Source organism: Roseicyclus amphidinii (assembly GCF_030163755.1).
Lineage (GTDB): Bacteria > Pseudomonadota > Alphaproteobacteria > Rhodobacterales > Rhodobacteraceae > Roseicyclus > Roseicyclus amphidinii.
Genome location: NZ_JASJOE010000005.1, coordinates 1 through 23,851 on the forward strand (window position 1 = coordinate 1; position 23,851 = coordinate 23,851).

21 protein-coding genes and 1 pseudogene are annotated in these 23,851 nt (G+C 69.0%); 8 read left to right on the forward strand and 14 right to left on the reverse strand.

The genetic code is table 11. The features are described 5' to 3' along the window. From QQK83_RS02760 to QQK83_RS02790, 7 genes and pseudogenes are all read right to left on the reverse strand, one after another. A pseudogene (locus QQK83_RS02760) lies at positions 1-188 on the reverse strand (keto-deoxy-phosphogluconate aldolase); the annotation flags it as partial. Positions 189-252: 64 nt separating this feature from the next. Further along, the gene (gene edd / locus QQK83_RS02765; RefSeq protein WP_284261480.1) at positions 253-2,058 is read right to left on the reverse strand and encodes a phosphogluconate dehydratase; all 1,806 of its coding nucleotides are present in this window, start codon (positions 2,056-2,058) and stop codon (positions 253-255) included. A 94-nt stretch (positions 2,059-2,152) separates the two neighbouring features. After that, positions 2,153-3,286 (reverse strand): ABC transporter ATP-binding protein, encoded by a 1,134-nt coding sequence (locus QQK83_RS02770; RefSeq protein WP_284261482.1) that lies wholly within the window; start codon positions 3,284-3,286, stop codon positions 2,153-2,155. Positions 3,287-3,324: 38 nt separating this feature from the next. Next, positions 3,325-4,992: an alpha-amylase family glycosyl hydrolase gene (locus tag QQK83_RS02775; RefSeq protein ID WP_284261484.1), complete on the reverse strand. Its 1,668-nt coding sequence runs from the start codon at positions 4,990-4,992 to the stop codon at positions 3,325-3,327. 19 nt (positions 4,993-5,011) lie between these two features. After that, on the reverse strand, positions 5,012-6,187 hold the full coding sequence (locus QQK83_RS02780) for a carbohydrate ABC transporter permease (RefSeq protein WP_284261486.1): 1,176 nt from the start codon (positions 6,185-6,187) through the stop codon (positions 5,012-5,014). Positions 6,188-6,226: 39 nt separating this feature from the next. Continuing rightward, positions 6,227-7,228, reverse strand: coding sequence for a carbohydrate ABC transporter permease (locus tag QQK83_RS02785; RefSeq protein ID WP_284261490.1), 1,002 nt, complete (start codon positions 7,226-7,228; stop codon positions 6,227-6,229). A 142-nt stretch (positions 7,229-7,370) separates the two neighbouring features. Continuing rightward, entirely contained in the window at positions 7,371-8,729 is a 1,359-nt protein-coding gene (locus QQK83_RS02790) for an ABC transporter substrate-binding protein (protein ID WP_284261492.1), read from the reverse strand. Between the two features lie 275 nt (positions 8,730-9,004). Here QQK83_RS02790 and QQK83_RS02795 point away from each other — a divergent pair, with 275 nt between their 5' ends. From QQK83_RS02795 to QQK83_RS02805, 3 genes are read left to right on the forward strand one after another with little or no spacing between them, the layout of a single operon-like run. Then, positions 9,005-10,030 carry a substrate-binding domain-containing protein gene (locus tag QQK83_RS02795; RefSeq protein ID WP_284261494.1) on the forward strand — a complete coding sequence of 342 codons (1,026 nt, stop codon included), beginning with the start codon at positions 9,005-9,007 and terminating at the stop codon, positions 10,028-10,030. A gap of 29 nt (positions 10,031-10,059) precedes the next feature. Continuing rightward, complete coding sequence (locus tag QQK83_RS02800) at positions 10,060-11,373, forward strand: GH1 family beta-glucosidase (RefSeq protein WP_284261496.1); 1,314 nt, start codon at positions 10,060-10,062, stop codon at positions 11,371-11,373. A gap of 25 nt (positions 11,374-11,398) precedes the next feature. After that, positions 11,399-12,358 carry a glucokinase gene (locus tag QQK83_RS02805; RefSeq protein ID WP_284261498.1) on the forward strand — a complete coding sequence of 320 codons (960 nt, stop codon included), beginning with the start codon at positions 11,399-11,401 and terminating at the stop codon, positions 12,356-12,358. A gap of 6 nt (positions 12,359-12,364) precedes the next feature. On the opposite strand, the gene QQK83_RS02810 is transcribed toward QQK83_RS02805, so the two are convergent. The 4 genes from QQK83_RS02810 to QQK83_RS02825 form a co-directional block, all read right to left on the reverse strand. Beyond that, positions 12,365-12,808, reverse strand: coding sequence for a GNAT family N-acetyltransferase (locus QQK83_RS02810; RefSeq protein WP_284261500.1), 444 nt, complete (start codon positions 12,806-12,808; stop codon positions 12,365-12,367). Then, the gene (locus QQK83_RS02815) at positions 12,809-14,278 is read right to left on the reverse strand and encodes a carboxypeptidase M32 (protein WP_284261503.1); all 1,470 of its coding nucleotides are present in this window, start codon (positions 14,276-14,278) and stop codon (positions 12,809-12,811) included. Further along, positions 14,275-15,417 carry a heme A synthase gene (ctaA, locus tag QQK83_RS02820; protein WP_284261505.1) on the reverse strand — a complete coding sequence of 381 codons (1,143 nt, stop codon included), beginning with the start codon at positions 15,415-15,417 and terminating at the stop codon, positions 14,275-14,277. The genes QQK83_RS02815 and ctaA overlap by 4 nt, the downstream gene beginning before the upstream one ends. 264 nt (positions 15,418-15,681) lie before the next feature. Then, on the reverse strand, positions 15,682-16,443 hold the full coding sequence (locus tag QQK83_RS02825) for an RNA methyltransferase (RefSeq protein ID WP_284261507.1): 762 nt from the start codon (positions 16,441-16,443) through the stop codon (positions 15,682-15,684). A gap of 116 nt (positions 16,444-16,559) precedes the next feature. Between QQK83_RS02825 and QQK83_RS02830 the strand changes: the two genes are divergently transcribed. Both QQK83_RS02830 and QQK83_RS02835 read left to right on the forward strand, forming a co-directional pair. Further along, positions 16,560-17,180 carry a thiamine phosphate synthase gene (locus QQK83_RS02830; RefSeq protein WP_284261508.1) on the forward strand — a complete coding sequence of 207 codons (621 nt, stop codon included), beginning with the start codon at positions 16,560-16,562 and terminating at the stop codon, positions 17,178-17,180. 52 nt (positions 17,181-17,232) lie between these two features. Then, positions 17,233-18,270 carry a patatin-like phospholipase family protein gene (locus QQK83_RS02835; RefSeq protein WP_284261510.1) on the forward strand — a complete coding sequence of 346 codons (1,038 nt, stop codon included), beginning with the start codon at positions 17,233-17,235 and terminating at the stop codon, positions 18,268-18,270. A gap of 4 nt (positions 18,271-18,274) precedes the next feature. Here QQK83_RS02835 and QQK83_RS02840 read toward each other — a convergent pair whose 3' ends face one another. The 3 genes from QQK83_RS02840 to QQK83_RS02850 form a co-directional block, all read right to left on the reverse strand. Then, positions 18,275-19,105: a DUF6065 family protein gene (locus QQK83_RS02840; RefSeq protein WP_284261512.1), complete on the reverse strand. Its 831-nt coding sequence runs from the start codon at positions 19,103-19,105 to the stop codon at positions 18,275-18,277. A 59-nt stretch (positions 19,106-19,164) separates the two neighbouring features. Continuing rightward, positions 19,165-19,563, reverse strand: coding sequence for a hypothetical protein (locus QQK83_RS02845; RefSeq protein ID WP_284261513.1), 399 nt, complete (start codon positions 19,561-19,563; stop codon positions 19,165-19,167). Between the two features lie 85 nt (positions 19,564-19,648). Then, positions 19,649-20,263, reverse strand: a complete 615-nt coding sequence (locus QQK83_RS02850; protein ID WP_284261515.1) for a helix-turn-helix domain-containing protein — start codon at positions 20,261-20,263, stop codon at positions 19,649-19,651. Positions 20,264-20,330: 67 nt separating this feature from the next. On the opposite strand from QQK83_RS02850, the gene QQK83_RS02855 reads away from it, so the two are divergent. From QQK83_RS02855 to QQK83_RS02865, 3 genes are all read left to right on the forward strand, one after another. After that, positions 20,331-21,812 (forward strand): class I adenylate-forming enzyme family protein, encoded by a 1,482-nt coding sequence (locus tag QQK83_RS02855; RefSeq protein ID WP_284261517.1) that lies wholly within the window; start codon positions 20,331-20,333, stop codon positions 21,810-21,812. After that, on the forward strand, positions 21,809-22,456 hold the full coding sequence (locus QQK83_RS02860; RefSeq protein ID WP_284261519.1) for a DsbA family oxidoreductase: 648 nt from the start codon (positions 21,809-21,811) through the stop codon (positions 22,454-22,456). The genes QQK83_RS02855 and QQK83_RS02860 overlap by 4 nt, the downstream gene beginning before the upstream one ends. Before the next feature lie 64 nt (positions 22,457-22,520). Next, the gene (locus QQK83_RS02865) at positions 22,521-23,759 is read left to right on the forward strand and encodes an MFS transporter (RefSeq protein ID WP_284261521.1); all 1,239 of its coding nucleotides are present in this window, start codon (positions 22,521-22,523) and stop codon (positions 23,757-23,759) included. The last annotated feature ends 92 nt before the right edge of the window (positions 23,760-23,851 follow it).

Consider the following 23,851-nt stretch of genomic DNA (forward strand, 5'->3'; position numbering starts at 1 on the left):
GCCATGGCGCGGATCGCGTCGAGGGCGGCGGGGGTGCGCAGCGTGACCTCCAGCGCGGGCAGACCGCCCGCGACCAGCGCCTCGGCCAGCGGGCGGGCCGTCGCGGCATCCTCCACGACGAGAACCGGGATGATGGGCGCACGGGCGGCGATGGCGCGGGTGGCTTCGGACTGGGCCATGGGGGTCATGCGGTGTGTCCTCTGGCTGCGGGGGCTTGCGTATTTGGGGAAAGATGAAGGCAGGCGGGCCGCGTCAGACCACGACGCCCGCCCCCTCGCTGGCGGGGCCGGCGGTCTGGCGGAAGATCTCGAACAATTCGCGCCCGACGCCGTGGCTGTTGGCCGTGAGGTCCGGCACGGCGGGGGCGCGGTCGGCGACGCCCTCGGTCAGCACCTCGAGACGGCCTGCCACGGCGTCGACGCGGACGAGGTCGCCGTCGCGCAGCTTGCCGATCAAGCCGCCGTCAAGCGCCTCGGGGGCGACATGGATCGCCGAGGGCACCTTGCCGCTCGCGCCCGACATGCGGCCATCGGTGACGAGCGCGACCTTGTGCCCACGGTCCTGCAGAACGGCGAGGATGGGCGTCAGCGCGTGCAGTTCCGGCATCCCGTTCGCCTTGGGCCCCTGGAAGCGGACGACGACGACCACGTCGCGGTCGAGCTGTTTGGCCTGAAAGGCCTTTTTGACGTCGCCCTGGTCCTCGAAGACGGCGGCGGGGGCTTCGATCACGTGGCGTTCCGCCGCCACGGCGGAGACCTTCATCACCCCGCGGCCAAGGTTGCCCTTCAGCTCGACCAGACCGCCGCTTTTCTGGAACGGGTCGGAGGCCGGGCGCAGGATGCGGTCGTTCAGCGTCTCGCGCGGGCCGTCGGCCCAGCCGAGCGCGCCGCCCGTCAGCGTGGGTTCCTGAGCGTAATGCGCAAGACCCCGGCCCGCGACGGTGACCGTGTCGTCATGCAGGAGGCCCGCCTGCAGCAGATCGCCGATCATGTAGGCGAGCCCGCCCGCGGCGTGGAAATGGTTCACGTCGGCCAGCCCGTTGGGATAGACCCGCGCCATCAGCGGCGTGGCCGCCGAGATGTCGGCGAAATCGGCAGGGTCGAGGATGACGCCCGCCGCCCGCGCCATGGCGACGAGGTGGATCACCAGGTTGGTCGAGCCGCCCGTCGCCATCAGCCCGATGATCCCATTCACGAAGGCCTTTTCGTCGAGGATGTCGCACACGGGCGTATAGGCGTTGCCAAGCGCCGTGATCGCCGCCGCGCGCTCGGTCGCGGCCTCGGTCAGCGCGTCGCGCAGGGGGGTGCCGGGGTTCACGAAGCTGGCACCGGGCAGGTGCAGGCCCATGAATTCCATCAGCATCTGGTTGGAATTCGCCGTGCCGTAGAAGGTGCAGGTGCCCGGCCCGTGATAGGAGGCCATCTCGGCCTCCATCAGCTTGTCGCGGCCGATTTCACCGGCGGCGAATTGCTGGCGGACCTTGGCCTTTTCGTCGTTGGGCAGGCCCGAGACCATCGGCCCGGCGGGCACGAAAAGCCCCGGCAGGTAGCCGAACGTGGCCGCGGCGATGATGAGGCCCGGCACGATCTTGTCGCAGACACCGAGGTAGAGCGCCGCGTCGAAGGTGTTGTGGGAAAGCGCCACGCCGGTCGCCAGCGCGATCACGTCGCGCGAGAAAAGCGACAGCTCCATCCCCACCTGCCCCTGCGTGACGCCGTCGCACATGGCGGGCACCCCGCCCGCGACCTGCGCCGTGGCGCCCACGCGGCGGGCGGCGGATTTGATCCGGTCGGGGTAATCCTTGAACGGCTGATGGGCCGAGAGCATGTCGTTATAGGCGGTGACGATCCCGATGTTGGGGGCGCGGTCGCCCACCAGCGCGGTCTTGTCCTCGCCCATGGCGGCATAGGCATGGGCCTGGTTCCCGCAGGTCAGATGCGCGCGACGCGGGCCCTCTTCGGCAAGGCGGCGCATCCGCTCGAGATACTGGCCGCGCGGCCCTTGCGACCGTGCGATGATCCGGTCGGTGACGGCGGCGATACGGTCGTCCAATGGCATCCGGTCTCTCCCCTCGGTGCGAGTCGGGGGTGACTACCATGTTAGCGCTAACACGTCCAGTTGCCCGGCGAATCGCAGCCGCCGGGCCGAGGGGTCAGTGCGGCTGCACCCCCGGCAGGAAGACACGCTCGTCCCGATACTTGAGCGAGATGCCGTCCTTGAACACGTGCACCTTGTCGGGGGCGGCGGTCATCTTGACCTCCTGCCCGCGCAGGTCGGGGTGGATGCCCTGCAGCTTGCCGATGACCGGGTCATGCGACGGGTCGGTCTTGGCGAAGTAGAGCAGCGTCACCTCGCCCAGCGCCTCGACGATCTCGACCTTGCCGTGGAAGGCGAAATCGGCGTCCTCGGTGGCGATCATGTCCTCGGGGCGGATGCCGACCTGCACCTCGGCGCCCATGTCCTCGGGGCGGCTGGCGTAGTTGGAGGTGATCGTGCCCCCGCCCTCCTTCAGCTCGAGCGTGGTCGTCTCGCCGGTGCCGGTGATCTTGCCGAGCAAAAGGTTCATCGCGGGCGAACCGATGAACTGCGCCACGAAGGTGGAGTTGGGCTGTTCATAGAGCGTCAGCGGGCTGCCGACCTGCGCGATGCCGCCGCCGGCCAGAACGACGATGCGGGTGGCGAGCGTCATCGCCTCCACCTGGTCGTGGGTGACGTAGATCATCGTCGAGTCGGGCATCTGCTCCTTCAGCTGCGCGATCTCGATCCTTGTGGCCACGCGCAGCGCCGCGTCGAGGTTCGAGAGCGGCTCGTCGAAGAGATAGACCTTGGGGTCGCGCACGATGGATCGGCCGATGGCGACGCGCTGGCGCTGGCCGCCGGAAAGCGCCTTTGGCAGGCGGTCGAGGAAGTTGGTGAGCTGCAGCTTGTCGGCGGCGGCGCGCACCTTCTTGTCGATCGTCTCCTTGTCCTTGCCCGCGATGCGGAGCGAGAAGGCCATGTTGTCGTAGACGGTCATGTGCGGGTAAAGCGCGTAGGACTGGAACACCATGGCGATGCCGCGCTGGCTGGGAGGCACGTCGTTCACCACCTGCCCGTCGATCTCGAGCGTGCCGCCGGTGATCTTTTCCAGCCCCGCGATCATCCGCAGAAGCGTGGACTTGCCGCAGCCCGAGGGGCCGACGAAGACGATCAACTCGCCCGTCTTGATGTCGAGGTCGATCTCGCTCAGCACCTTGACGGTGCCGCCATAGACCTTTTCGACATCCGTCAGTTTCAGATCCGCCATGGTCCCCGTCTCCTCCCTCTCTCCAGGTCCGGGCCGCCTCAGGCGGCCTCTTCCAGCGCCGCGAAATAGGCCTGGTAGGGCGGCAGCATCACCTGCCGCCCGGTGTCGTTCTCGATCGCCGTGAAGGGCGCGCCCTTGTCCTGCCGCCAGCGGCCGGGGGGCAGCGCGACGGGATGGGCCAGGTTGGTCATGTTGAAGGCGCAGAACAGGCGCTGACCGCCATGCGCGCGCACGAAGCTGACGATGCCGTCGCCCGACCACAGCTCTTCCAGCGTGCCCTTGACCAGCGGTGCCCAGGCGCGGCGGAAGTGGATCATCTGGCGGTAGAAGGCCAGCGTGCTGTCGTCCTTGGCGGACTGGTCGCCGACGGACCGTTGCAGATGCTCGACCGCCACGGGAAGCCAGGGCTTCGCGTCGGAAAAGCCGCCGTTCTGGTTGTCGGAAATCCACGGGATCGGCGTGCGGCAGCCGTCGCGGCCGCGGAACTTGGGCCAGAAGCGGATGCCGTAGGGATCCTGCAGATCCTCGTAGGAGACATAGGCCTCGGTCAGGCCCAGCTCTTCGCCTTGATACAGGCAGACAGTGCCGCGCAGCGACAGCAAGAGCGCGGCATAAAGCCTGCGTGCATCCTCGCCCAGGTTCCAGCGGCTCGCGTGGCGCACGACGTCATGGTTGGAAAACGCCCAGCAGGCCCAGCCATCGCCGATCTTCTCCTCGTAATCGGTCAGCACATCGACCACGCGCTCGGGCGTGGGGGTGGTGCCCGAGAGGAACTCGAACGAGTAGCACATGTGAACCTTGTCGCCGCCCGAGGTGTATTCGGCCTGGATCTCCATGCCGCGTTGGGCGTCGCCCACCTCGCCCACGGCGGTGGTGGCGGGGTATTCATCCATCAGCGCGCGCAGGCGGCGCAGGAACTCGAGGTTCTCGGGCTGGTTCTTGTCGTAGAGGTGATCCTGCCAGTTGTAGGGGTTCACCTCGGGCGCGATCGTCGCGTTGCGCTGGCTGGGGTCAAGCGCCGGGTTGTCGCGCAGTTCCGGGTCGTGGAAGTAGAAGTTGATCGTGTCGAGGCGGAAGCCGTCGACGCCGCGATCCAGCCAGAAGCGGGCGACGCCCAGAAGCTCCTCCTGCACCTGCGGGTTGTGCAGGTTGAGATCCGGCTGTTCCTTGAGGAAGTTGTGCAGGAAATACTGCATCCGGTCGCCCGACCATTCCCAGGCCGAGCCGCCGAAGATCGACAGCCAGTTGTTCGGCGGGCTGCCGTCGGGCTTGGCGTCGGCCCAGACATACCAGTCGGCCTTGGGGTTGTCGCGGCTGGTCTGGCTTTCGTGGAACCACGGGTGCTGGTTCGAGGTGTGGCTGAGGACAAGGTCGATCAGCACCTTCAGCCCCAGCTCATGCGCACGCGAGATCAGCGCGTCGAAATCGCCAAGCGAGCCGAACATCGGATCGACGTCGCGGTAATCGCTGACGTCATAGCCGAAATCGAGCATCGGCGAGCGGAAGAAGGGCGAGATCCAGATCGCATCGACGCCCAGTTCGGCCACGTGGCCGAGGCGGTGGATGATCCCCGCCAGGTCGCCGATCCCGTCGTGGTTGCTGTCCTGGAAGCTGCGGGGGTAGATCTGGTAGATCACCGCCCCCCGCCACCAGTCGCTGTCCTGCGCGACGATGGTGTCGCGCGCCATATCCTGCATGAGCGTCATGCGCAGGTCTTTCCTGTTGTCACTTGACCGATCCGGCCAGAAGGCCGCGGACAAGGTAGCGTTGCATTGTGAAGAAGACGACGAGCGGAACCGCGATCGACACGAAGGCCGAGGTGGCAAGGATCTCCCAGTCGCCGCCGCGGGTGCCCAGCAGCTCGACGATCTGGCGGGTCATCACCGTGGTCTCGCCCGAGCTGTCGATCAGGAACACCATGGCGACCAGAAGGTCGTTCCATGTCCACAGGAACTGGAAGATCGCAAAACTCGCAAGGGCCGGGAAACTGAGCGGCAGGATGATCTTTACGAAAATCTGGAAATCGGTCGCCCCGTCCACCTTGGCGCATTCGATGATCTCGCGCGGGAGGCCGACCATGTAGTTGCGCAACAGGTAGATGGCGAGCGGCAGGCCGAAGCCGGTATGCGCCAGCCACGTCCCGAGATAGCCCTTGCCGATGCCGATGTCGTTGTGCAGCGACAAAAGCGGGATGAGCGCCAGCTGCAGCGGCACCACCAGCAGCGCCACCACCCCCGCGATCAGCAGCGCGCGGCCGGGGAAATCCATCCAGGCCAGCGCATAGGCGGCGAAGGCCGCGATCAGGATCGGGATGATCGTGGCGGGGATCACGACGGTCAGCGTGTTGAAGAAGGCCTTGGCCATCCCCTCGCGGTTGCCGGGGTCGAAGAGAACGGTCTGGTAGTTGTCCAGCGTGAACTCGGGCGGGCTTTCGGCGGTGGCGAAGACGCGCTGGCCGCGGCCCGAGATCTGCTCGTCGGTGCCGGACCAGACGTAATCGCCGTTGGCCTGCACGGTCATCGTCTCGCCGTCGCCCATGTCGGCGGTCTCGCCCGCCTGATATGCCGATATCTCGCGCGAGGAGGTGCCCCAGACGGTGATTTCCGCATCCACCGCGTCGGCGCTGGGGGCGCGGCCCTCGTCGACGTAGAAATTGCCCTCGACGACATAAAGCCCGTCACGTTCGATCCGGGTCTCGCCGGGGTCGGAGGTGCGGAAGACCTCGTTGATCTCGGCGGGGAACAGCGCCGCCCACCAGCCCGAGGTGCGGATCTGCTCGGTCGTGCGGAAGGACGAGATCAGAAGCCCCGCGGTCGGGAAGATCCACAACAGCACCAGTGCGAGCACCGAGATATGCACCGCCCAGGTGAGCGAGGATTTCTTGCCGGCGATGTTATCCATGATGCGTTCCCCTCGGCGCGCGGCTGCGAACGGCGGCCATCAGCGCATTTCCTTGCGGGCGTTGTAGACGTTCCAGACCAGGATCGGCGTCACCATCAGCATGATGATCATCGCCGCCGCCGAGCCCATGCCCCAATCGTTCGCGCGGAACATCTTGTCATACATGTAATTGGCCAGAACCTGCGTCTCCCATTGGCCGTTGGTCATGGCGAAGACGATGTCGAAGACCTTGAGCACCACGATGGTGATCGTGGTCCAGACCACCACGATGGTCCCGTAGATCTGCGGCATCTTGATCTTGAAGAAGACCTGGAACGGGTTCGCGCCGTCCACGATGGCGGCCTCGACGGTTTCCTCGGGGATGCCGCGCAGGGCGGCCGACAGGATCACCATGGCGAACCCGGTCTGGATCCAGATCAGGACGATCATCAGCAGAAAGTTGTTCCACAAGGGCACGGTCAGCCATTGCACCGGCTCGGAGCCCATCTGCACGAGAACCGCGTTCAAAACGCCGATCTGGGCCACGTCCTCGGGGCGGGCGTCGTAGACCAGCTTGAAGATCACCGCGGCCCCCACGAAGGAGATCGCCATCGGCATGAAGATCAGCGACTTGGCGATGTTGCCCCAGCCGATGCGGTCGGTCAGCTGCGCGGCCAGCAGCCCGAAGGCGGTCGAGGCCGCGGGCACGACGAGAAGCCACAACAGGTTGTTGCGCACCGCTTCCCAGAACTTGTCCTCGGCGAACATGCGCTGGTAATTCGACGCCCCCGCCCATTCGAAGCCGCCGCCGACGCGGTTCGTCAGGCTCAGGCGCATCGTCTCGACCACCGGGTAGGCGAGGTAGAGGCCGAGCGCGAAAAGCGCGGGAAACAGGAACAGCCACGGCCGGATCGCGTTGGCGCGGTTGATGTTGCGCCCCGCGTTCGGGCCGGTCGGCTTGAAAAGCACGCGGTCGAGAAACTGGTTCGAGAGGTAGAAGTAGCCGATGCAGCCGCCGACGCCCACGATGATGGTCAGCAAGCCCTGGAATGCCGGGTTCATGCGCCCCTCCCTGTCCGAGACCCGGTGCCGGTCCGGGATGGCCCGATCGTGCCTGCCCCGTCTGCCGGAAGACCGGTGGTGAGGGCCCGGCCGCGCGCGTGGCGGCCGGGCCCGATGTCATGCTCTCACGCGGTCGCGCGGATCACTGCAGCGCCTGCCAGCTTTCCTGGATCGAGGTCGCCACGTCCTCGGCGGATGCGCCGCCGACGTAATCGACCATGCCGGTCCAGAAGCTGCCTGCGCCAACGGCCGCCGGCATCAGGTCGGAGCCGTCGAAGCGGAAGGTGGTGGCACCCAGCAGGATCTCGCCCTGGCCTGCCTCGACCGCGGTCGGGTAGGCCTCGAGGTTCACGCCCGAGTGGGGCGTCAGGAAGCCGCCCTGCGCCATCATGATCTCATGCGCGAAGGGGGTCTGCAGGAAGGCCATGAAGGCCGCGGTCGCGTCCGACGGATCGGTCACGGCCATCACGGTGCCGCCGCCCAGGACCGGGTTGCCGAGGTCTTCGCCCTCGAAGGAGGGGAAGTAGAAGAAGTCGGCATCGACGCCCACCTCGGTGCCCTCGGGGAAGAAGGCCGGGATGAACGACGCCTGGCGGTGCATGTAGCAGCCGGGGGGCGAGGCGAAGAGGCCCGTGGGGCTGTCGCGGAAGTCGGTCGTGGCGACCGCGCCGCCGCCGCCCTGCGCCCAGCCCTCGGTCAGGGCGAAGGTGCCGAAGGTCTCGATCGCGTTCACGACGCGGGGGTCGTTGAAGGGGATCTCGTTGGCGACCCACTGGTCATAGACCTCGGGCGACTGGGTGCGCAGCATGATGTCCTCGACCCAGTCGGTCGCGGGCCAGCCGGTTGCCGCCCCCGAGCCGAGGCCGATGCACCAGGGCGTTTCGCCGTCGGCGACGATCTGCTCGGAGAGCGCGATCAGCTCTTCCATGGTGCCGGGAACCTCGTAGCCCGCATCCTCGAAATTCTCGGGGACATACCAGACGAGCGACTTGAGGTTCACGTTGAAGAAGATGCCGTAGAACTCGTCTTCGCCTTCTGCGTTGGCGTAGGTGCCCAGGTCGACCCAGGAGGAGCCCGCGGCGTAGTTGTCGGTCACCCAGGCTTCCATCTCGTCGCCCAGCGGCGCGAGCTGGCCGTTGCCGGCGAGGACGGCGGCGAGGCCCGGCTGCGGGAAGACGGCGATGTTGGGCGGCGAGCCTGCCTCGGCGTCGATGACGATCTGCTGCTCGAAGCTGTCCGAGCCGGTATAGCTCGCCTCGGCGCCGGTGGCGGCTTCGAAGTAGTTGAGCAGGATGTCGAAGCGGTCAGCCTCGGGCGAGAGCCAGGGGCCCGACACGGTCAGCGTCTGGCCCGACAGGTCGGGCGCGGCATCGGCGAAGGCCGCGTAGCTGTCCCAGTTGAAGGCGCCTTCGCCCTCGGCAAAGGGCATGTGGGCGTCGGCATGGGCGGCGCCGGCCATCAGCGCCAGCGCGGCCGCGCTGCTGAACAGGTTGCGTTTCATAAGATCCTCCCAAGGAACGGCCGGCTGATCCGGCACATCACGTTTGCCCAAGCGCCGCCGGGTGGACCGTTTCACACACCACACCCAAAGCGCTTTGGGTTGGCGACACAGTCTCCAATGCCTCCGAGTCTGTCAATCCGTCAAACGAAGGCCCCTGAAAATTAATGGGTAATCTCGCAGGTGCAGCAAAATTCGGCGATTTAGAATCTTTGACAATCCAAGTGACGCGGCGCTAGCTTCGCCCCCGATCCAAACCGCTTTGGCCCTTCTTTCGCATGAATCTCAAGGAACTGGCAGCCACGCTGAACCTCAGCCAGACGACCGTCAGCCGCGCGCTGAACGGCTATCCCGAGGTGCGCGAAGAGACCCGCGCGCGCGTGCTGGCCGCCGCCAAGGCCGCCAATTACGCCCCCAACAGCCGGGCGCGGCGTCTCGCCACGGGCCGGGCGATGACCATCGGCCATGTGATTCCGCTGACCGGCCGGGCCGAGATGGTGAACCCGATCTTCGCCGACTTCCTGATCGGAGCGGGCGAGGTCTATGCCCGCGAAGGCTACGACCTGCTTTTGTCGATGGTCACGGACGGCGACAGCGAGGCGGCGTTTCGCCAGATCGCCGCCAATGGCTCGGTCGACGGGGTGATGGTGCAGGCCCCGCAGATCACCGACCCGCGGATCGGGCTGCTGCAGGAGCTGGACCTGCCGTTCCTCGTCCATGGCCGCACCGGCGACGCGCGGGGCTACAGCTGGCTCGACATCGCCAACATCCGCGCCTTTCGCCGCGCCACCGACTTCCTGCTCGACCTCGGGCACCGGCGCATCGCGCTGCTGAACGGGCAGGAAGGCTTCGACTTCGCGCAACGCCGCCGCCGCGGCTTCGAGGAGGCGCTGGCCGCGCGCGGCCTTTGCCCCCTGCCGCACCTGATGGCCAATGACGCGATGACCGAAGGCTTCGGTTACCTGTCCGCCGCCGCGATGCTCGACGGGCCGGAACCGCCGACGGCGTTTCTTGCCTCCTCCGTCATCATCGCCATCGGCATCCGCCGCGCCTGTGGCGAGCGCGGGCTGCGCATGGGGCGCGACATCTCGGTGATCTGTCATGACGACGAGTTGAGTTACCTCAACAACGACGTGGGCGGCCCGGCCTTCACCGCGACGCGCTCCTCGATCCGGGCGGCGGGCAGACGCTGCGCCGAGATCCTGATCGACCTGATCCGCGACCCCGACCAGCCCCCCGTGCAGGAGCTGTGGGAAACCGACCTGACCGTGGGCCGCTCGACCGGCCCCTGCCCCGCGGCCTGAGAGACAGGCCCGCCGAGAAAGGACATCCGATGCAGTTCCAGCGCAGCGATTTTCCCGAGGGGTTCCTCTTCGGGGTCGCCACCTCGTCCTACCAGATCGAAGGCCACGCTTACGGCGGGGCCGGGCCGACCCATTGGGACAGTTTCGCAGCCACCCCCGGCAATGTCGTGCGCGCCGAGCATGGGCAGCGCGCCTGCGACCATTACCACCGCTGGGAGGACGACCTCGACCTGATCCGCGACATGGGCGCGGATGTCTACCGCTTCTCGACCAGCTGGGCGCGCGTCCTGCCCGAGGGCACCGGCACGCCCAATGCCGAGGGGCTGGATTTCTACGACCGGCTCGTCGACGGGATGCTCGCGCGCGGCATCAAGCCCGCGGCGACCCTCTACCATTGGGAGCTGCCGCAGGCGCTGGCCGACAAGGGCGGCTGGCGCAACGCCGACATGCCCCATTGGTTCGCCGAGTTCACCGAGACCGTGATGCGCCGCATCGGTGACCGCGTCTGGTCGGCCGCCCCCATCAACGAGCCGTGGTGCGTCGGCTGGCTGTCGCATTTCGACGGCGCCCATGCGCCCGGCATGCGCGACATCCGCGCCACGGCGCGGGCGATGCACCATATCCTCGTCAGCCATGGCCGCAGCATCGAGGTGATGCGCGGGCTGGGGATGGGAAACCTCGGCGCGGTGTGCAATTTCGAATGGGTCACCCCCGCCAGCGACACCCCCGAGGATATCGCCGCCGCCGCGCGCTATGACGCGATCTACAACCGCTTCTTCCTCGGCGGCCTGTTCCGCGGCGAATACCCGGCAGAGGTGCTGGAGGGGCTCGGCCCCCACCTGCCCGAGGGCTGGCAGGACGATTTCGCCACGATCCGCGCGCCGCTCGACTGGCTGGGCGTGAATTATTATACAAGAAAAATCATCCGCCACGCGGATGGCGCATGGCCGAATTACGCCGAGGCCCCCACCCGCCTGCCGCTGACGCAGATGGGGTGGGAGATCTACCCAGACGGCCTGCGCGATCTGTTGATCCGCAACGCGCGCGAGTATTCCGGCGACCTGCCGATCCACGTCACCGAGAACGGCATGGCCAACCCCGACACGCCCGACGCGCCCGATACGGCGCGCATCGACTACCTGGACGCGCACCTGGCCGCGGTGCAGGAGGCCATCGCCGCGGGCGCGCCCGTCGCGGGCTATTACTGCTGGAGCCTGATGGACAATTACGAATGGTCACTCGGCTACGAAAAACGCTTCGGGCTGGTCCACGTGGATTTCGACAGCTTGGCAAGGACCCCGAAAGCGTCCTATCAGGCGCTCGCGCGCTGGTGGCGCGATTGATCCTCTGGCATCCGGGACGGGACCGATGAACGAGCTTGCGGGTGAAACGGGCCTGAGCCTTGTCGCCGACATCGGCGGCACGAACACCCGCGTGGCGCTGGCGCGCGGCCCGGTGGTGGACCGCGCGACGGTGACGCGCTACGCCAATGCCGATCATGCCGACCTGGGCGCGGTGCTGACCGAGTACCTGGCCGAAACCGGCGTCGAGGCCGGGCAGATCACCGGCGTCTGCGTCGCCGCCGCGGGCCCCGTCCATGACGGGGTGGCGAAGCTGACGAACCTCGACTGGCGCATCGACCGTGCGACGCTGGCGCGCGCCCTGACCGCCGCGAAGGTCGCGGTTCTGAACGATCTGCAAGCGCAGGGCCACGCCATCGGCAATATCGACGCGGCCGACCTCGACACCGTGATCCCCCAGCCCGAGGCCCCCGCCCATGCGACCAAGCTGGTCGTGGGGCTTGGCACCGGCTTCAACGCCTGCCCCGTCTTCGACACCGAGGGCGGCCGCTTCGTCCCCCCCTCCGAGGCAGGCCATGTCAGCCTGCCGTCTTGCGGCGGGCGCATGTCGGCGCTGGTCGAGGCGATGCTGCGCGACCACGGCTTCGCCTCGGTCGAAGAGGTGCTGTCGGGCCGCGGCATCAGCTACCTGCACCGCGTCCTGCACGGACAGGAGGCGCAGCCCTCCGAGATCATGCAGCGCATGGGCGCAGGCGACGCGCAGGCCGAAGAGACCGGCGCGGCGCTGGTCGAGGTCATGGGCACGGTCGTGGGCGACCTTGCGCTCTCGCATCTGCCCTTCGGCGGCGTCTACCTTGTGGGCGGCGTGACCCGCGCGGTCGCCCCGCATCTCGCGCGGTTCGGCTTCACGGACCATCTGCGCAACAAGGGCCGTTTCTCGGGCTTCATGGAGCAGTTCGGCGTCTTCGTCCTGCGCGACGATTACGCCGCCCTCACGGGCTGCGCCTCGCATCTGGCCCGGCTCTGAGGCCCGCTACAGGGGTTTCGTCATCAGGTCGCTGCCCGTCTCGCCCCGGTAGCCGCGCGCCGCGTAGAAGCGGCGGGCCGTGCGCGTGGCCTCCAGCCGGCACCGCGCGACGCCCTTGGCGCGCAGCCGGTCTTCGAGGGCCGACAGGATCGCCGTGCTGACCCCGCCAAAGCGCGCCGCGGGATCGACATAGGTCAACAGGATCTCGCCCGCGAAAGACGCCATGCCGAGGCCGACCACCCGCCCCGCGCGCTCGGCCACCAGCACCACCGCGTCCTCGCGGGCCAGCCATGCCTCGAAGCCGACGACGGTCTTGTTGGCGAGCCATGGCTCGATCTCGGCCGGATCATCGCCGTGATCTGCCGCGCACAACTCCACGATGGAGCGCCGAAGGACGCCCACCGCCTCGGTCGCATCCGAGGCCAGCGCCTGCCGGACCCGGAGCGTCATCTACAGCCCGTAAAGCGCGCCGAATTTCGCCTCGAGGTAATCCAGCAGCGGCTCCTCGCCGATCTCGGCGCCGGTCGCATGCTCGATCGTGGCGCGCGGCTTGCGCAGCCCCCCGTGGCGCTGGAGCCTCTCGCCCAGCCAGCCAAGCGCGGGGGCCACGTCGCCCCGCGACAGCTGATCGTCGAGGCCCGGCAGCGCGTCGCGCATCGCGGCATGCAGGCAGCCCGCGTAGACATTGCCGAGGCTGTAGGTCGGGAAATAGCCGAACAGTCCCACCGGCCAATGCACATCCTGCAACACCCCGTTCCGGGGCCGATCCACGGCGACGCCGAAATCGGCGAGGAAGCGGTCGTTCCAGGCCGCCTCGAGGTCATTCACGGTCAAATCCCCCGCCACCAGTGCGCGCTCCAGGTCGAAGCGCAGCATGATGTGCAGGTTGTAATGCACCTCGTCCGCCTCGGTGCGGATATACCCGCTGGCCACCCGGTTCACGGCGCGGGCGAATTCCTCCGGCCCATTGACCGACAGGGCCCCGAACCGGTCCACCATCCGCCCGTAAAGCCAGTGGCAGAAGGCGGGCGAGCGGCCCAGCTGGTTCTCGTAGATGCGGCTCTGGCTTTCGTGGACGCCCATCGAGACGCCTTGGCCCAGCACGCTCAAGCCGTAGCCCTGCGCGATCGTCTGCTCGTAGCCCGCGTGGCCGACCTCGTGGATCGTCGAGTAGAGGCAACCGAGCGGTTCGCCCTCGTCCACGCGCGTGGTGATGCGCACGTCGTTGAAGGAGCCCGAGGAAAACGGATGCACCGCCTCGTCGATCCGCCCGCGGGCGAAATCATAGCCGAAGGCCGCGGCGATCTCATGGGAAAGGGCCAGCTGCTGCGCCTTCGGGAAATGCCCGGTCAGGACGGGCGCGGGCGGTGCCTCGGCCAGGCTTGCGCGCAGGGCGACCAGCCGCGGCCGCATCCGGTCGAAGAGCGCGGCGATATCCGCCGCCTGCGCCTCGGGCTCGTAGCCGTCGAGCAGCGCATCGTAGAGGTCGCCACCCTCGGCCAGTGCGGCGGCCTCCTCGCGGCGCAGCGCCACCACCTCCGAGAGCACCGGCAGGAAGGCCGCCAGGTCGTCGGCGGCCCGCGCCGCGGCCCATTTCCCCTGCGAGACGGAGGTCACCCGCGCCAGTTCCGCCGCCAGCCGCGAGGGCACGCGCCGCGCCTTGTCGTAGCTGCGCGCGATCAGGCGCAGTTGCGCCGCCTCGGCCTCGGTCCCGGCCTCGGCCGCGGCCAGCCAGTCGCCGATCCGCGGATCGGTGCGGCGCGCATGCAGCACGCTCTCGAGTGCCGCCATCTCCTCGCCGCGCTGCTCGGCCGCGCCGCGCGGCATCACGGTTTCCTGGTCCCAGCCCAGCCGCCCCATGACCTGCGCCAGGGCCTCGGTCTCGCGCTGGAAGGCCAGCAGTTCCGACAGCGCGCTCATGCCGCGGCCCCCTTCACGCTTTGCGGCAGCGGATACATCGCAAGGAACCGCGCCCGCAGGATCAGGACCAGCAGCAGCACCGCCCCCAGCTGGTGCCAGATGGCGAGATACCAGGGCGAGGAATGCATCACCGTCACGATCCCCAGCACGATCTGCCCGAAGATCATCACCCCCACCCAGTCGAAGGCCCGCTTCGTCGCCAACCGCGCCGTGCGGCGCGAGGCGATCCAGGCCCCGATCCCGAACAGAAGGATCAGGTAGCCCACGATCCGGTGGATGAACTGCACCGTGCCGTCATTCTCGAACAGGTTCCGCCAGACGGGCTCCAGCGCCCACATGCCCGGCGGCGTGAACCCGCCCGCCATCAAGGGCCAGTCGATGTAGTTGCGCCCGGCATCGATGCCCGCCACCAGCGCCCCGATCAGGATCTGGACAAAGGACAGGTGCATCAGCCCCGTGGCCATCCCCTTGAGCTTGCGGTCGCCCTCGCGCCGCGCCTGCATCAAGGCCGCTTCCTCGCGGCCGAGCTTGAAGATGAACCAGGCGATCAGCCCGAGGATCAGGAAGGCGATGCCCAGATGCGTCGCCAGCCGGTAGGAGGCGACATCCAGCATCCCCTCCTGCAGGCCCGAATGCACCATCCACCAACCGATCGCCCCCTGCGTTCCGCCCAGAAGGCCCAGCAGGAACAGCCGCCCGGTCCAGCCCGGCGGGATGTTGCGCGTCACCAGCAGCCCGAAGAACCCGATGGCCCAGACCAGCCCGATCACCCGGCCCAGCTGCCGGTGGCCCCATTCCCACCAGTAGATCACCTTGAACTCGGCCATCGACATGCCGCGGTTCTGCAACTGGTATTCCGGGATCTGGCGATAGGCCTCGAACTCGGCCTCCCACTCGGCGGCGCTCATCGGCGGGATCGCCCCCGAAAGCGGTGCCCATTCCGTGATCGACAGGCCCGAGTCCGTCAGCCGCGTCAGACCGCCCACCGCGACCATCAGCACGACCAGCGAGAACAGCACCATCAGCCAGCCCCGCACCAGCCGGCGCGCCCGCCCCCTGTCACGGCTCACCCCACCGGGCACGGCGGCGGGCTTTTGCGTCTCGGTCACGTCCTCGAAAATGCTGCGGTTCTTCGCCATGGGCTCACCCCTTCTCTCTCGCGCCCAGACCTATCCCGAGGCCCCGCCCCCTTCAAGCGACCGCGGCAACCTGCCCGCCTCTTCATCTTGGCAGATACAACTCCGGGGGGGAGGCGAAGCCGACGGGGGCAGAGCCCCCCCTTCTGGAGCACCCTCTCCAACCCGCACACCGCCCGCCGATCCGGGCGCACCCGCACCGCGGCACGCGGTGCCACCGCCGTCGCTGACGAAGACCGAAGGTCGAGATGCGCGGCAAGGCCCCCCTCAGAGGTCCTTGCGCCGCCCCTCGGCCCAGCGGACCATCTGCCGCAGGATGCCGTGGAAGGTCTGCACATCCGCCCGCGTCAGCGGCAAACGCCCCCAGACCTGGCGCAGGTTGCGGCGCATGCTCTCGGCCTTGTCGGGCGGAAAGAAGAACCCCGCCTCCTCCAGCCGCGCCTCCATGTGATCGCCCAAGGCCGCCACCTCCGCCCCGGTGGCGAAGTCGGTCCCTGCCATCTCCATCACCTCGGGCGGCGTCGTGTCGCCCGCGCGGCGGAACTCGTAGGCGCACAAGAGCACGCATTGCGCCAGGTTCAGCGAGGGGAAATCGGGGTTCACCGGCACCGAGATGATCGCGTTGGCCCGCGCGATGTCGTCGTTTTCCAGCCCCGCCCGCTCCGGCCCGAAGAGCACGCCCACGCGCCCCCCCTCGGCCAGGATCGCGCGGGCCTGCTGCATGGCGCGTTCCGGTGTGACGACCGGCATTGTCATCCCCCGCGGCCGCGCCGTGGTGGCGAAGACATAGGTGCAATCGGAGATCGCCCCCGCGACATCCTCGTGCAGTCCCGCGTGATCCAGCAAACGCCCCGCCCCCGAGGCCAGCGCCACCGCGCGCTCGTTCGGCCAGCCGTCGCGGGGGGCGATCACCCGCATCCGGTCCAGCCCGAAATTCCACATCGCGCGGGCGGCGGCCCCGATGTTCTCGCCCATCTGCGGGCGCACGAGGATGAAGGCGGGCTGGGCTGTCGAAGGGCTCTCGGTCATGGCGCTGCCGTTACCGCGCGGAGGCGGCCCCGGCAAGCGCCCCATTGCCCCCTGCCCCCGCGCCCGGTAACAGGTGCGCCACGCAAGCCACGCGAGACACTGGTGGAACGAGAGCCATGACCGAGACCGATCAGCCGAACCTCTACCTTGTCACGCCCTCGAGTTTCGAGCTGTCGACCTTCCTGCCGCGGCTTCAGGCCGTGCTCGATGCCGAGCCCATCGCCTGCGTCCGCCTTGCCCTTGTCACCGATGACGAGCACACGCTGGCCCATGCCGCCGACGCCTGCCGCGAGATCTGCCACGCGCGCGACGTGCCGCTGGTGCTGACCGGACCGGCCGCGCTGGCCGAGCGGCTGGGCCTTGACGGCGTTCATCTGACCGACGGGGCGCGCAGCGTGCGCGCGACGCGCAAGGCGCTGGGGGCCGATGCCATCGTCGGCGCCTTCTGCGGCGCCTCCAGCCATGACGGGATGAGCGCGGGCGAGGCGGGGGCCGATTACATCGCCTTCGGCCCGCTCGGGGCCTCGCCCCTCTCCGACGCCGCCCCGGCCGAGCGTGACCTTTTCGCCTGGTGGTCCGAGATGATCGAACTGCCCGTCGTCGCCGAGGGCGCGCTGACGCCCGAGCTGGTCGCGGCCTTCGCACCGGTGACCGATTTCTTCGCACTCGGCCCGGAAATCTGGCGCGAAGAGGATGCCGTCGCCGCGCTGCGCCGCCTGATCGCGCCGATCCGCTAGATTTTCCGACGACCCGCCCCAATCTGCCGAACGGGTCACGAGGGAGCGCGCGATGCCGAGCAGTCCGAAACCGATCAACCTCGCCCTGCAGGGCGGCGGCGCGCATGGTGCCTTCACCTGGGGTGTGCTCGACCGGCTGCTCGACGCGCCCGAGATCGAGATCGCGGGCATCTCGGGCACCTCGGCGGGCGCGCTGAACGGCGCGGCGCTGAAGGCGGGGCTGGCCAGGGGGAGCCGCGAAGCCGCGCGCGACAACCTCGCCTGGCTCTGGGAACAGGTGGGGGCCCTGACCGACGCGCGCCTCGCCCCCTGGCTCGAGGCCGTGGCCCCCTCCGCGGTCAGCGCCGCGATCGAGGCCTCGCTGCCCTTCGCCATAGGCGACGGGCTGGGCCGCATGGTCAGCCCCTATGCCTCGGGTCCGTTCTACTCCAACCCGCTGGAGCGGATCGTCGAGCGGTTCCACTACGACGAGGTCTGCGGCAGCCCCGGCCCCGCCTTCTGCATCTGCGCCACCAATGTCCGCACCGGCAAGATCCGGGTCTTCGAGGGCGACGACATCACCCCCGCCGCGCTCATGGCCTCGGCCTGCCTGCCGACGCTCTTCCGCGCGGTCGAGATCGAGGACCCCGAGACCGGGCGGACGGAGGCCTACTGGGATGGCGGCTACACCGGCAACCCCGCGCTTTACCCGCTTTTCGCGCCCGACCTGCCGCGCGACATCCTTGTCGTGAACATCAACCCGCTTCTGCGCGACGAGGTGCCGACCTCGGCCCGCGCGATCCAGAACCGGATCAACGAGATCAGCTTCAACACCTCGCTCCTGCGCGAGCTGCGCGCGATCGAGTTCGTCCAGCGCCTGATCGACGAGGGCCGCGTCGAGGAGGGCCGGATGAAGCGCGTTCTCGTCCACATGATTTCCGACGATGCGCTGATGGGGCAGCTGTCGGTGGCCACCAAGATCGTGCCGGTGCCCGCCGTGCTGCACCAGCTGCGCGCAGCCGGTGTTGCTGCGGCAGACGCGTTCCTCGAGGCGCACCTGGGGCAGGTGGGCGTGGAAAGCAGCGTCGATCTTCGCGCGATGTTCGGCTGAGGTCTCAGTCCTCCGCGACCGGCCATTTCATGCGGCGCTTGGAGATGTGGAACATCGGGGCCGGTGCGCCCTGCGGGTCGCCGCGCAGGTAGTGACGCTGCCAGCCTTGCCGCGTCGCCTCGGGGTCTTGCGCCTTGAGCTTCGCGTTGAAGTCGAGCCGGGTGTCGCGCCAGTGCCGGTAGCTTGCCTCGAGCTCGGGGTCGTCCTCGATGCGGCGGATCACCGGCTGTATCCCGCCAAGCGCCACATGGGGCACCGGCGTGAGGAAACAGAACCGGTCGCCCGTCCTGAAATGCACCGTTCCGGGATAGGAGAACCGCCAGTTCATCGTGAAGGTGAAGGGCAGCCAGTCGGTTTCGACGATCCCCTCGAGCGGGTGGATGTTGATCGCCGGATGGTTGGGCGAGCCGCGCACCCAAAGCGCCCATCCCGGCGCGGTGCGGAACAGGTAGCCGGGCTGCATCGTCAGCACCGCCTCGCCGAAATGCGATTGCACGAAGCTGTCGACCTGGGCCTGCATCTCGGGCCGGGCGGCCTTGATCGTGATGTCGGCGGGCGTCTTGCCGCCGGTCCAGGTCGCCGAGAAATCATGCGGCGAAAGCAGCTCCCACCCGGTTCCGTTGGCGATGGACAGCGGCGTGCAGCGATTGGCGAAGCGCCGGTTGGTCGCATCCATCCAGCCGCGCGCGGCCTCTGCCGGGACCATCTCGGGCGCGGTGTCGACCAGGCGCCAGGCTGTCAGCTCGGGGTCGGGCAGGCCGAACTGGCCCGCCTCCTCGGCTGCCGTCCGTGGCCCATCTGCCGCGCTGTCGGGGTCTGACACGTCTGTCCTCACGATGACGCCACCACGGCCCGTCGGACCGCGACCGGCAAGGGTTCAGCCGGATGCGCCGATCACGGCGGGGGTGGTGGAGGTGGCGGGGGTGGCGGCGGCGATTGCGGCGGCGGGGCCGGGGATTCGTCCGCCATGTCGGCATGGCCGAGGCTCACCAGCGGCTGACGCCGGGCGAAGTCGTAGCCGACACCGAACACCCCCGCATCGAAGGTATAGCCCGCGAAGACATCGAAGCCGATCTCGCCGGTTCCGGGGTAGAAGGTGGCCCCCGCGCCCAGCACGCCCTGGTCCGCACTGGTGTCGCTGATGACCCGCGCCGAGATCCCGAATTGCGCGGGCTGCCCGCCGCCGAAGGCGACCGTGCCGCCCAGCATGAAGCCAGCGTCAGCCGCCAAGGGCGCGACCGGGGCCACCCCCAGAAGGGCCGCCACCGAAGTGGTCATGAGAAACCGCGTCATCCCGAATGTCCCGATGCCTGCCAAGTGGTTGCGACAGGCTACAAGCATCAAATGCAAAGATAAACACCGTTTATCCGTCACGCCCCTAGAGCGAGGTCACCCACAGGATCGTCGCGTCATCCTCGGAGACCGAGATCACGTTATGCCCCATCGCCGCGTCGTAATAGGCGCTGTCGCCGCGCTTCAGCTCGACCGGGGCATAGAACTCGGTCAGCAGGTGGACGACACCGGTGAGGACATAGAGGAATTCCTCGCCGTCATGGCGCACCCAGCCGTCGAATTCGTCGAAACTGCGGGCGCGGATGCGGGCGCGGTAGGGCAGCATCGCCTTGCGCGTCAGCGCACCGGCCAGAAGCTCATGCTCGTAGGTGGTGGTGGCATGGGCCTGCCCCTCGCCCGAGCGGGTGACGGCCATGCGCCCGTTGACCTGGTCCTGGCTGGGCGGCGTGAAAAGCTGCGGCACGCTGATCCCAAGCCCCAGCGCCAGCTTCTTCAAGGCCTCGTAGGTCGGCGACATCTGCCCGTTCTCGATCTTGGACAGGGTCGAGCGCGCCAGCCCCGCCTGGCTTGCGGCCTGCTCCAGCGTCCAGTCCTTCGCGCGGCGCAGCTCGCGCACCCGCAGGCCAAGGTCCACGGGCTGCGCGGGCGCGCTGTCGCCGCTTTCGCGGGCAAGGCGTATCAGGCTCGGTTCATCCTTCATGGACGCGTCAGATAGCGCGCGCCGCGCCCGCTTGCAACGCGGCGGGGGGCCGCGTAAGCCCATTGGAATGGAGCCCTGCCCGTCCCCCTTCAACCTCGCCGATTACGTCCTGACCGCGGGGCGCGCGACCCCCGACAAGGTGGCGCTCGCCGTGCTCGGCCCCGCCCGCGCCGAACGCTGGAGCTTCGCACGCCTCGAGGCGGCGGTCCTGGGCATGGCGGGCGCGCTTGTGGCGCGCGGGTTTGCGCCCGGTGAAAGGGTGCTCCTGCGCCTCGGCAACACGCCCGAGTTCCCGGTGGCCTTCCTCGGCTGCATCGCCGCGGGGCTTGTGCCGGTGCCCACCGCCGAGGGGCTGACCGAACCCGAGCTCGACCGCCTCACGCCGCTGGTCGCCCCCGCCGCGATCCTTGCGGGGCCGGGCGTCAGCCTGCCAACGGCGCCGCCCTGCCCGGTTCTCGACGATCTGGCGGCGATGATGGATCACGCCCGAGCCCGCTACACGATGGGCGACCCCGACCGGCTGGCCTACGTGGTCTTCACCTCCGGGTCCTCCGGCACGCCGAAGCCGGTCGCCCATGCCCATCGCGCCAGCTGGGCGCGGCGGATGATGTGGGACGGCTGGTATGGCCTGCGGCCCGATGACCGCGTGTTGCATGCCGGGGCCTTCAACTGGACCTTCACGCTGGGCACCGGGCTGCTCGACCCCTGGGCGATCGGCGCGACCGCCCTGATCCCCGCGCCGGGCACGGCACCCGAGGCGCTGCCGCTCCTGCTCAAGCGCCATGACGCGACGATCTTCGCCGCCGCGCCGGGCATCTTCCGCAAGCTCGTCGCCGCCGATGCGCCCCTCGCCCTGCCCCGGCTGCGCCACGCGCTCGCGGCGGGCGAGAAACTGCCCGAGGCGCTGCGCGCCCGCTGGGACACCGCCACCGGCACCACGATCCACGAGGCGCTGGGGATGTCGGAATGCTCGACCTTCATCTCGGGCAGCCCCGCGCGCCCCGCGCCACAGGGCACGCTGGGCCACCCCCAGCCCGGCCGCCGCATCGCCATCCTGACCGAGGACGGCCTCGCGGCCGCGACAGGCGAGACCGGCATCCTCGCCATCCACCGCTCCGACCCCGGCCTGATGCTGGGATACCTTGCGGACGGCAGCCCCGAGCTTCCGCTCTCGGGCGACTGGTTCCTCACCGGCGATCTCGTCTCGGCCGAGCCGGACGGCGCACTGCGCTACCACGGCCGCCGCGACGACCTGATGACGACGGGCGGCTTCCGCGTCTCGCCGCTCGAGGTCGAGGCGGCCTTTCACGGCGCGCCCGGCCTTGCGGAATGCGCCGCCGCGGCCGTCGAGGTGAAGGCCGACACCCATGTCATCGCGCTGGCCCATGTCGGAGACATCGGCAAGGACGCCCTCGCCGCGCTGGCCGAGGCCCGGCTCGCCCGCTACAAGCAACCGCGGCTCTACATCCCCCTGTCCGCGCTGCCGCGCTCGGCCAATGGCAAGCTGGACCGCCGCGCGCTGGCGCGCCTGCTGAAGGAGCAGACATGATCAAGCTCGACATCATCAGCGACCCGATCTGCCCCTGGTGCTACATCGGTTGGGCCAACCTCGCCCGCGCCCTCGAGGCGCGGCCGGATCACCCGCTGGCCCTCGAATGGCACCCGTTCCAGCTCAACCCCGACATGCCCGCGGAGGGCATGGACCGGCGCGCCTACCTCGAGCTGAAATTCGGCGGCACGCAGGGCGCGCTCAAGGCCTATGCCCCGGTGCTGGAGCATGCCGAGGCCGCGGGCCTGACCCTGCAGCTCGACCGGATCGCGCGCACCCCCTCGACGCTGGATGCGCACCGCCTGATCCACTGGGCAGGGATCGAGGGACGGCAGACGCCCGCCGCCGTGGCCCTCTTCAAGGCCAATTTCATCGACGGCCGCGACATCGGCGACAAGACGGTGCTGGCCGAGATCGCCGAGGCCGTGGGCCTTGACCGCGCGATGATCGAAACCCTGCTGCAGGGCGATGCCGACGCCGAGGAGATCCGCGCCCGCGACGCCCACACCCGCGCCCGCGGCGTGACCGGCGTGCCCTGCTTCGTGCTGGCGAACCAGCATGTCATCACAGGCGCGCAGCCCACCGACCTGTGGCTGAACGTCCTCGACGAGATCGCCGGGCAGCCTCCCGAGGCCGACCGATGAGCGCCGCCCCCTGCCCTTCATCTTCCTCCAAATACGGCGGCACCACGGCCCGGCCCGCGCACCGATGAGCATCGCCCGGACGCCCGCCCCCGAAACCGCCCCCGAGACCGCCCGCCGCCTGCCGCGCGGCGAGTTCATCGCGCTGATGGGCACGATCTTCGCCACCGTCGCCTTCTCCATCGACGCCATGCTGCCCGCGCTGCCGCAGATCGAGGCGGCGCTGACCCCCGAGGCCCCGACGCTGGCGCAGCTGGTGCTGACCAGCTTCATCCTCGGCCTCGGGATCGGCACGCTGATGACCGGGCCGCTGTCCGACAGCTTCGGGCGCAAGCCCGTGATCCTCGCAGGCGCGGCGCTTTACCTGGCGGGCGCGCTGCTGGCCTGGGTCGCGCCCTCGCTCGAGCTGCTGCTGGCGGCGCGGCTTTTGCAGGGGCTGGGCGCGGCGGGGCCGCGGGTGGTGGCCACCGCGATCATCCGCGACCTCTACGCGGGGAGGCAGATGGCGCAGATCGTCAGCTTCGCCATGCTGGTCTTCACCCTGTTCCCCGCCGTCGCTCCGATGATCGGGGCCGCGATCATCGCGGGCTTCGGCTGGCGCGCGATCTTTCCCGCCTTCCTCGTCTTCTCGCTGCTCTCGGTCGGCTGGCTCATGCTGCGCCAGCCCGAGACGCTGCCGCCCGGGGCGCGCCGCCCGTTCCGCCTCGGCCCGCTCCGCGATGCCTTTCTGGAGACCCTGTCGCTGCGGCAGATGCAGCTGTCGATCCTGGTGCAGACGCTGGTCTTCGGCGCGCTCTTCGGCATGATCTCGTCGATCCAGCCGATCTTCGACGCGACCTACGGGCGGGCGGCGAGCTTTCCCTACTGGTTCGCGCTGATGGCGCTGGCCGCCGCCCCGGCCGCGCCGATCAACGGCAAGCTGGTGATCGGGCTGGGCATGCGGCCGCTGGTGCGGCGCGCGCTCGCGGCCTCGCTGGGGCTGGCGCTGACGACGGCGGCGCTGATCGGCCTTGCGCCGCTCGGCACGGCCGAATTCTGGGTCTTCTTCGGCTGGGCCTGCAGCGTCTTCGCGCTGGCGGGCTTCACCATCGGCAACCTGAACGCGCTGGCGCTGGAGCCGCTGGGCCATGTCTCGGGCATGGCGGCCTCGGTGATGGGGGCGCTGGCGACGGTGGGCGGCGCGGCGCTTGGCGCGCTGATCGGGCAGCTGTTCGACGGAACGCCGCTGCCGCTGATCCTCGCCACCGCGGCGCTGTCGGGGACAGGTGCGCTGGTGATGCGCGCCATGCCGCGCGAAACGCCCTGAACGGCGCGCGACGCAAGCCTCTTGCAAGAGGCTTGCCCGCGATTTGCAAATCGCGGCTCCAGCGCCTTGCAAGGCGCTGGAAAGGCTTTTGC

Excerpts from the sequence above, each read along its gene's own strand:
- edd (WP_284261480.1), bottom strand. The coding sequence starts at position 2,058 with ATGCCATTGGACGACCGTATCGCCGCCGTCACCGACCGGATCATCGCA.
- QQK83_RS02770 (WP_284261482.1), bottom strand. The coding sequence starts at position 3,286 with ATGGCGGATCTGAAACTGACGGATGTCGAAAAGGTCTATGGCGGCACC.
- QQK83_RS02775 (WP_284261484.1), bottom strand. The coding sequence starts at position 4,992 with ATGACGCTCATGCAGGATATGGCGCGCGACACCATCGTCGCGCAGGAC.
- QQK83_RS02780 (WP_284261486.1), bottom strand. The coding sequence starts at position 6,187 with ATGGATAACATCGCCGGCAAGAAATCCTCGCTCACCTGGGCGGTGCAT.
- QQK83_RS02785 (WP_284261490.1), bottom strand. The coding sequence starts at position 7,228 with ATGAACCCGGCATTCCAGGGCTTGCTGACCATCATCGTGGGCGTCGGC.
- QQK83_RS02790 (WP_284261492.1), bottom strand. The coding sequence starts at position 8,729 with ATGAAACGCAACCTGTTCAGCAGCGCGGCCGCGCTGGCGCTGATGGCC.
- QQK83_RS02795 (WP_284261494.1), top strand. The coding sequence starts at position 9,005 with ATGAATCTCAAGGAACTGGCAGCCACGCTGAACCTCAGCCAGACGACC.
- QQK83_RS02800 (WP_284261496.1), top strand. The coding sequence starts at position 10,060 with ATGCAGTTCCAGCGCAGCGATTTTCCCGAGGGGTTCCTCTTCGGGGTC.
- QQK83_RS02805 (WP_284261498.1), top strand. The coding sequence starts at position 11,399 with ATGAACGAGCTTGCGGGTGAAACGGGCCTGAGCCTTGTCGCCGACATC.
- QQK83_RS02810 (WP_284261500.1), bottom strand. The coding sequence starts at position 12,808 with ATGACGCTCCGGGTCCGGCAGGCGCTGGCCTCGGATGCGACCGAGGCG.
- QQK83_RS02815 (WP_284261503.1), bottom strand. The coding sequence starts at position 14,278 with ATGAGCGCGCTGTCGGAACTGCTGGCCTTCCAGCGCGAGACCGAGGCC.
- ctaA (WP_284261505.1), bottom strand. The coding sequence starts at position 15,417 with ATGGCGAAGAACCGCAGCATTTTCGAGGACGTGACCGAGACGCAAAAG.
- QQK83_RS02825 (WP_284261507.1), bottom strand. The coding sequence starts at position 16,443 with ATGACCGAGAGCCCTTCGACAGCCCAGCCCGCCTTCATCCTCGTGCGC.
- QQK83_RS02830 (WP_284261508.1), top strand. The coding sequence starts at position 16,560 with ATGACCGAGACCGATCAGCCGAACCTCTACCTTGTCACGCCCTCGAGT.
- QQK83_RS02835 (WP_284261510.1), top strand. The coding sequence starts at position 17,233 with ATGCCGAGCAGTCCGAAACCGATCAACCTCGCCCTGCAGGGCGGCGGC.
- QQK83_RS02845 (WP_284261513.1), bottom strand. The coding sequence starts at position 19,563 with ATGACGCGGTTTCTCATGACCACTTCGGTGGCGGCCCTTCTGGGGGTG.
- QQK83_RS02850 (WP_284261515.1), bottom strand. The coding sequence starts at position 20,263 with ATGAAGGATGAACCGAGCCTGATACGCCTTGCCCGCGAAAGCGGCGAC.
- QQK83_RS02855 (WP_284261517.1), top strand. The coding sequence starts at position 20,331 with ATGGAGCCCTGCCCGTCCCCCTTCAACCTCGCCGATTACGTCCTGACC.
- QQK83_RS02860 (WP_284261519.1), top strand. The coding sequence starts at position 21,809 with ATGATCAAGCTCGACATCATCAGCGACCCGATCTGCCCCTGGTGCTAC.
- QQK83_RS02865 (WP_284261521.1), top strand. The coding sequence starts at position 22,521 with ATGAGCATCGCCCGGACGCCCGCCCCCGAAACCGCCCCCGAGACCGCC.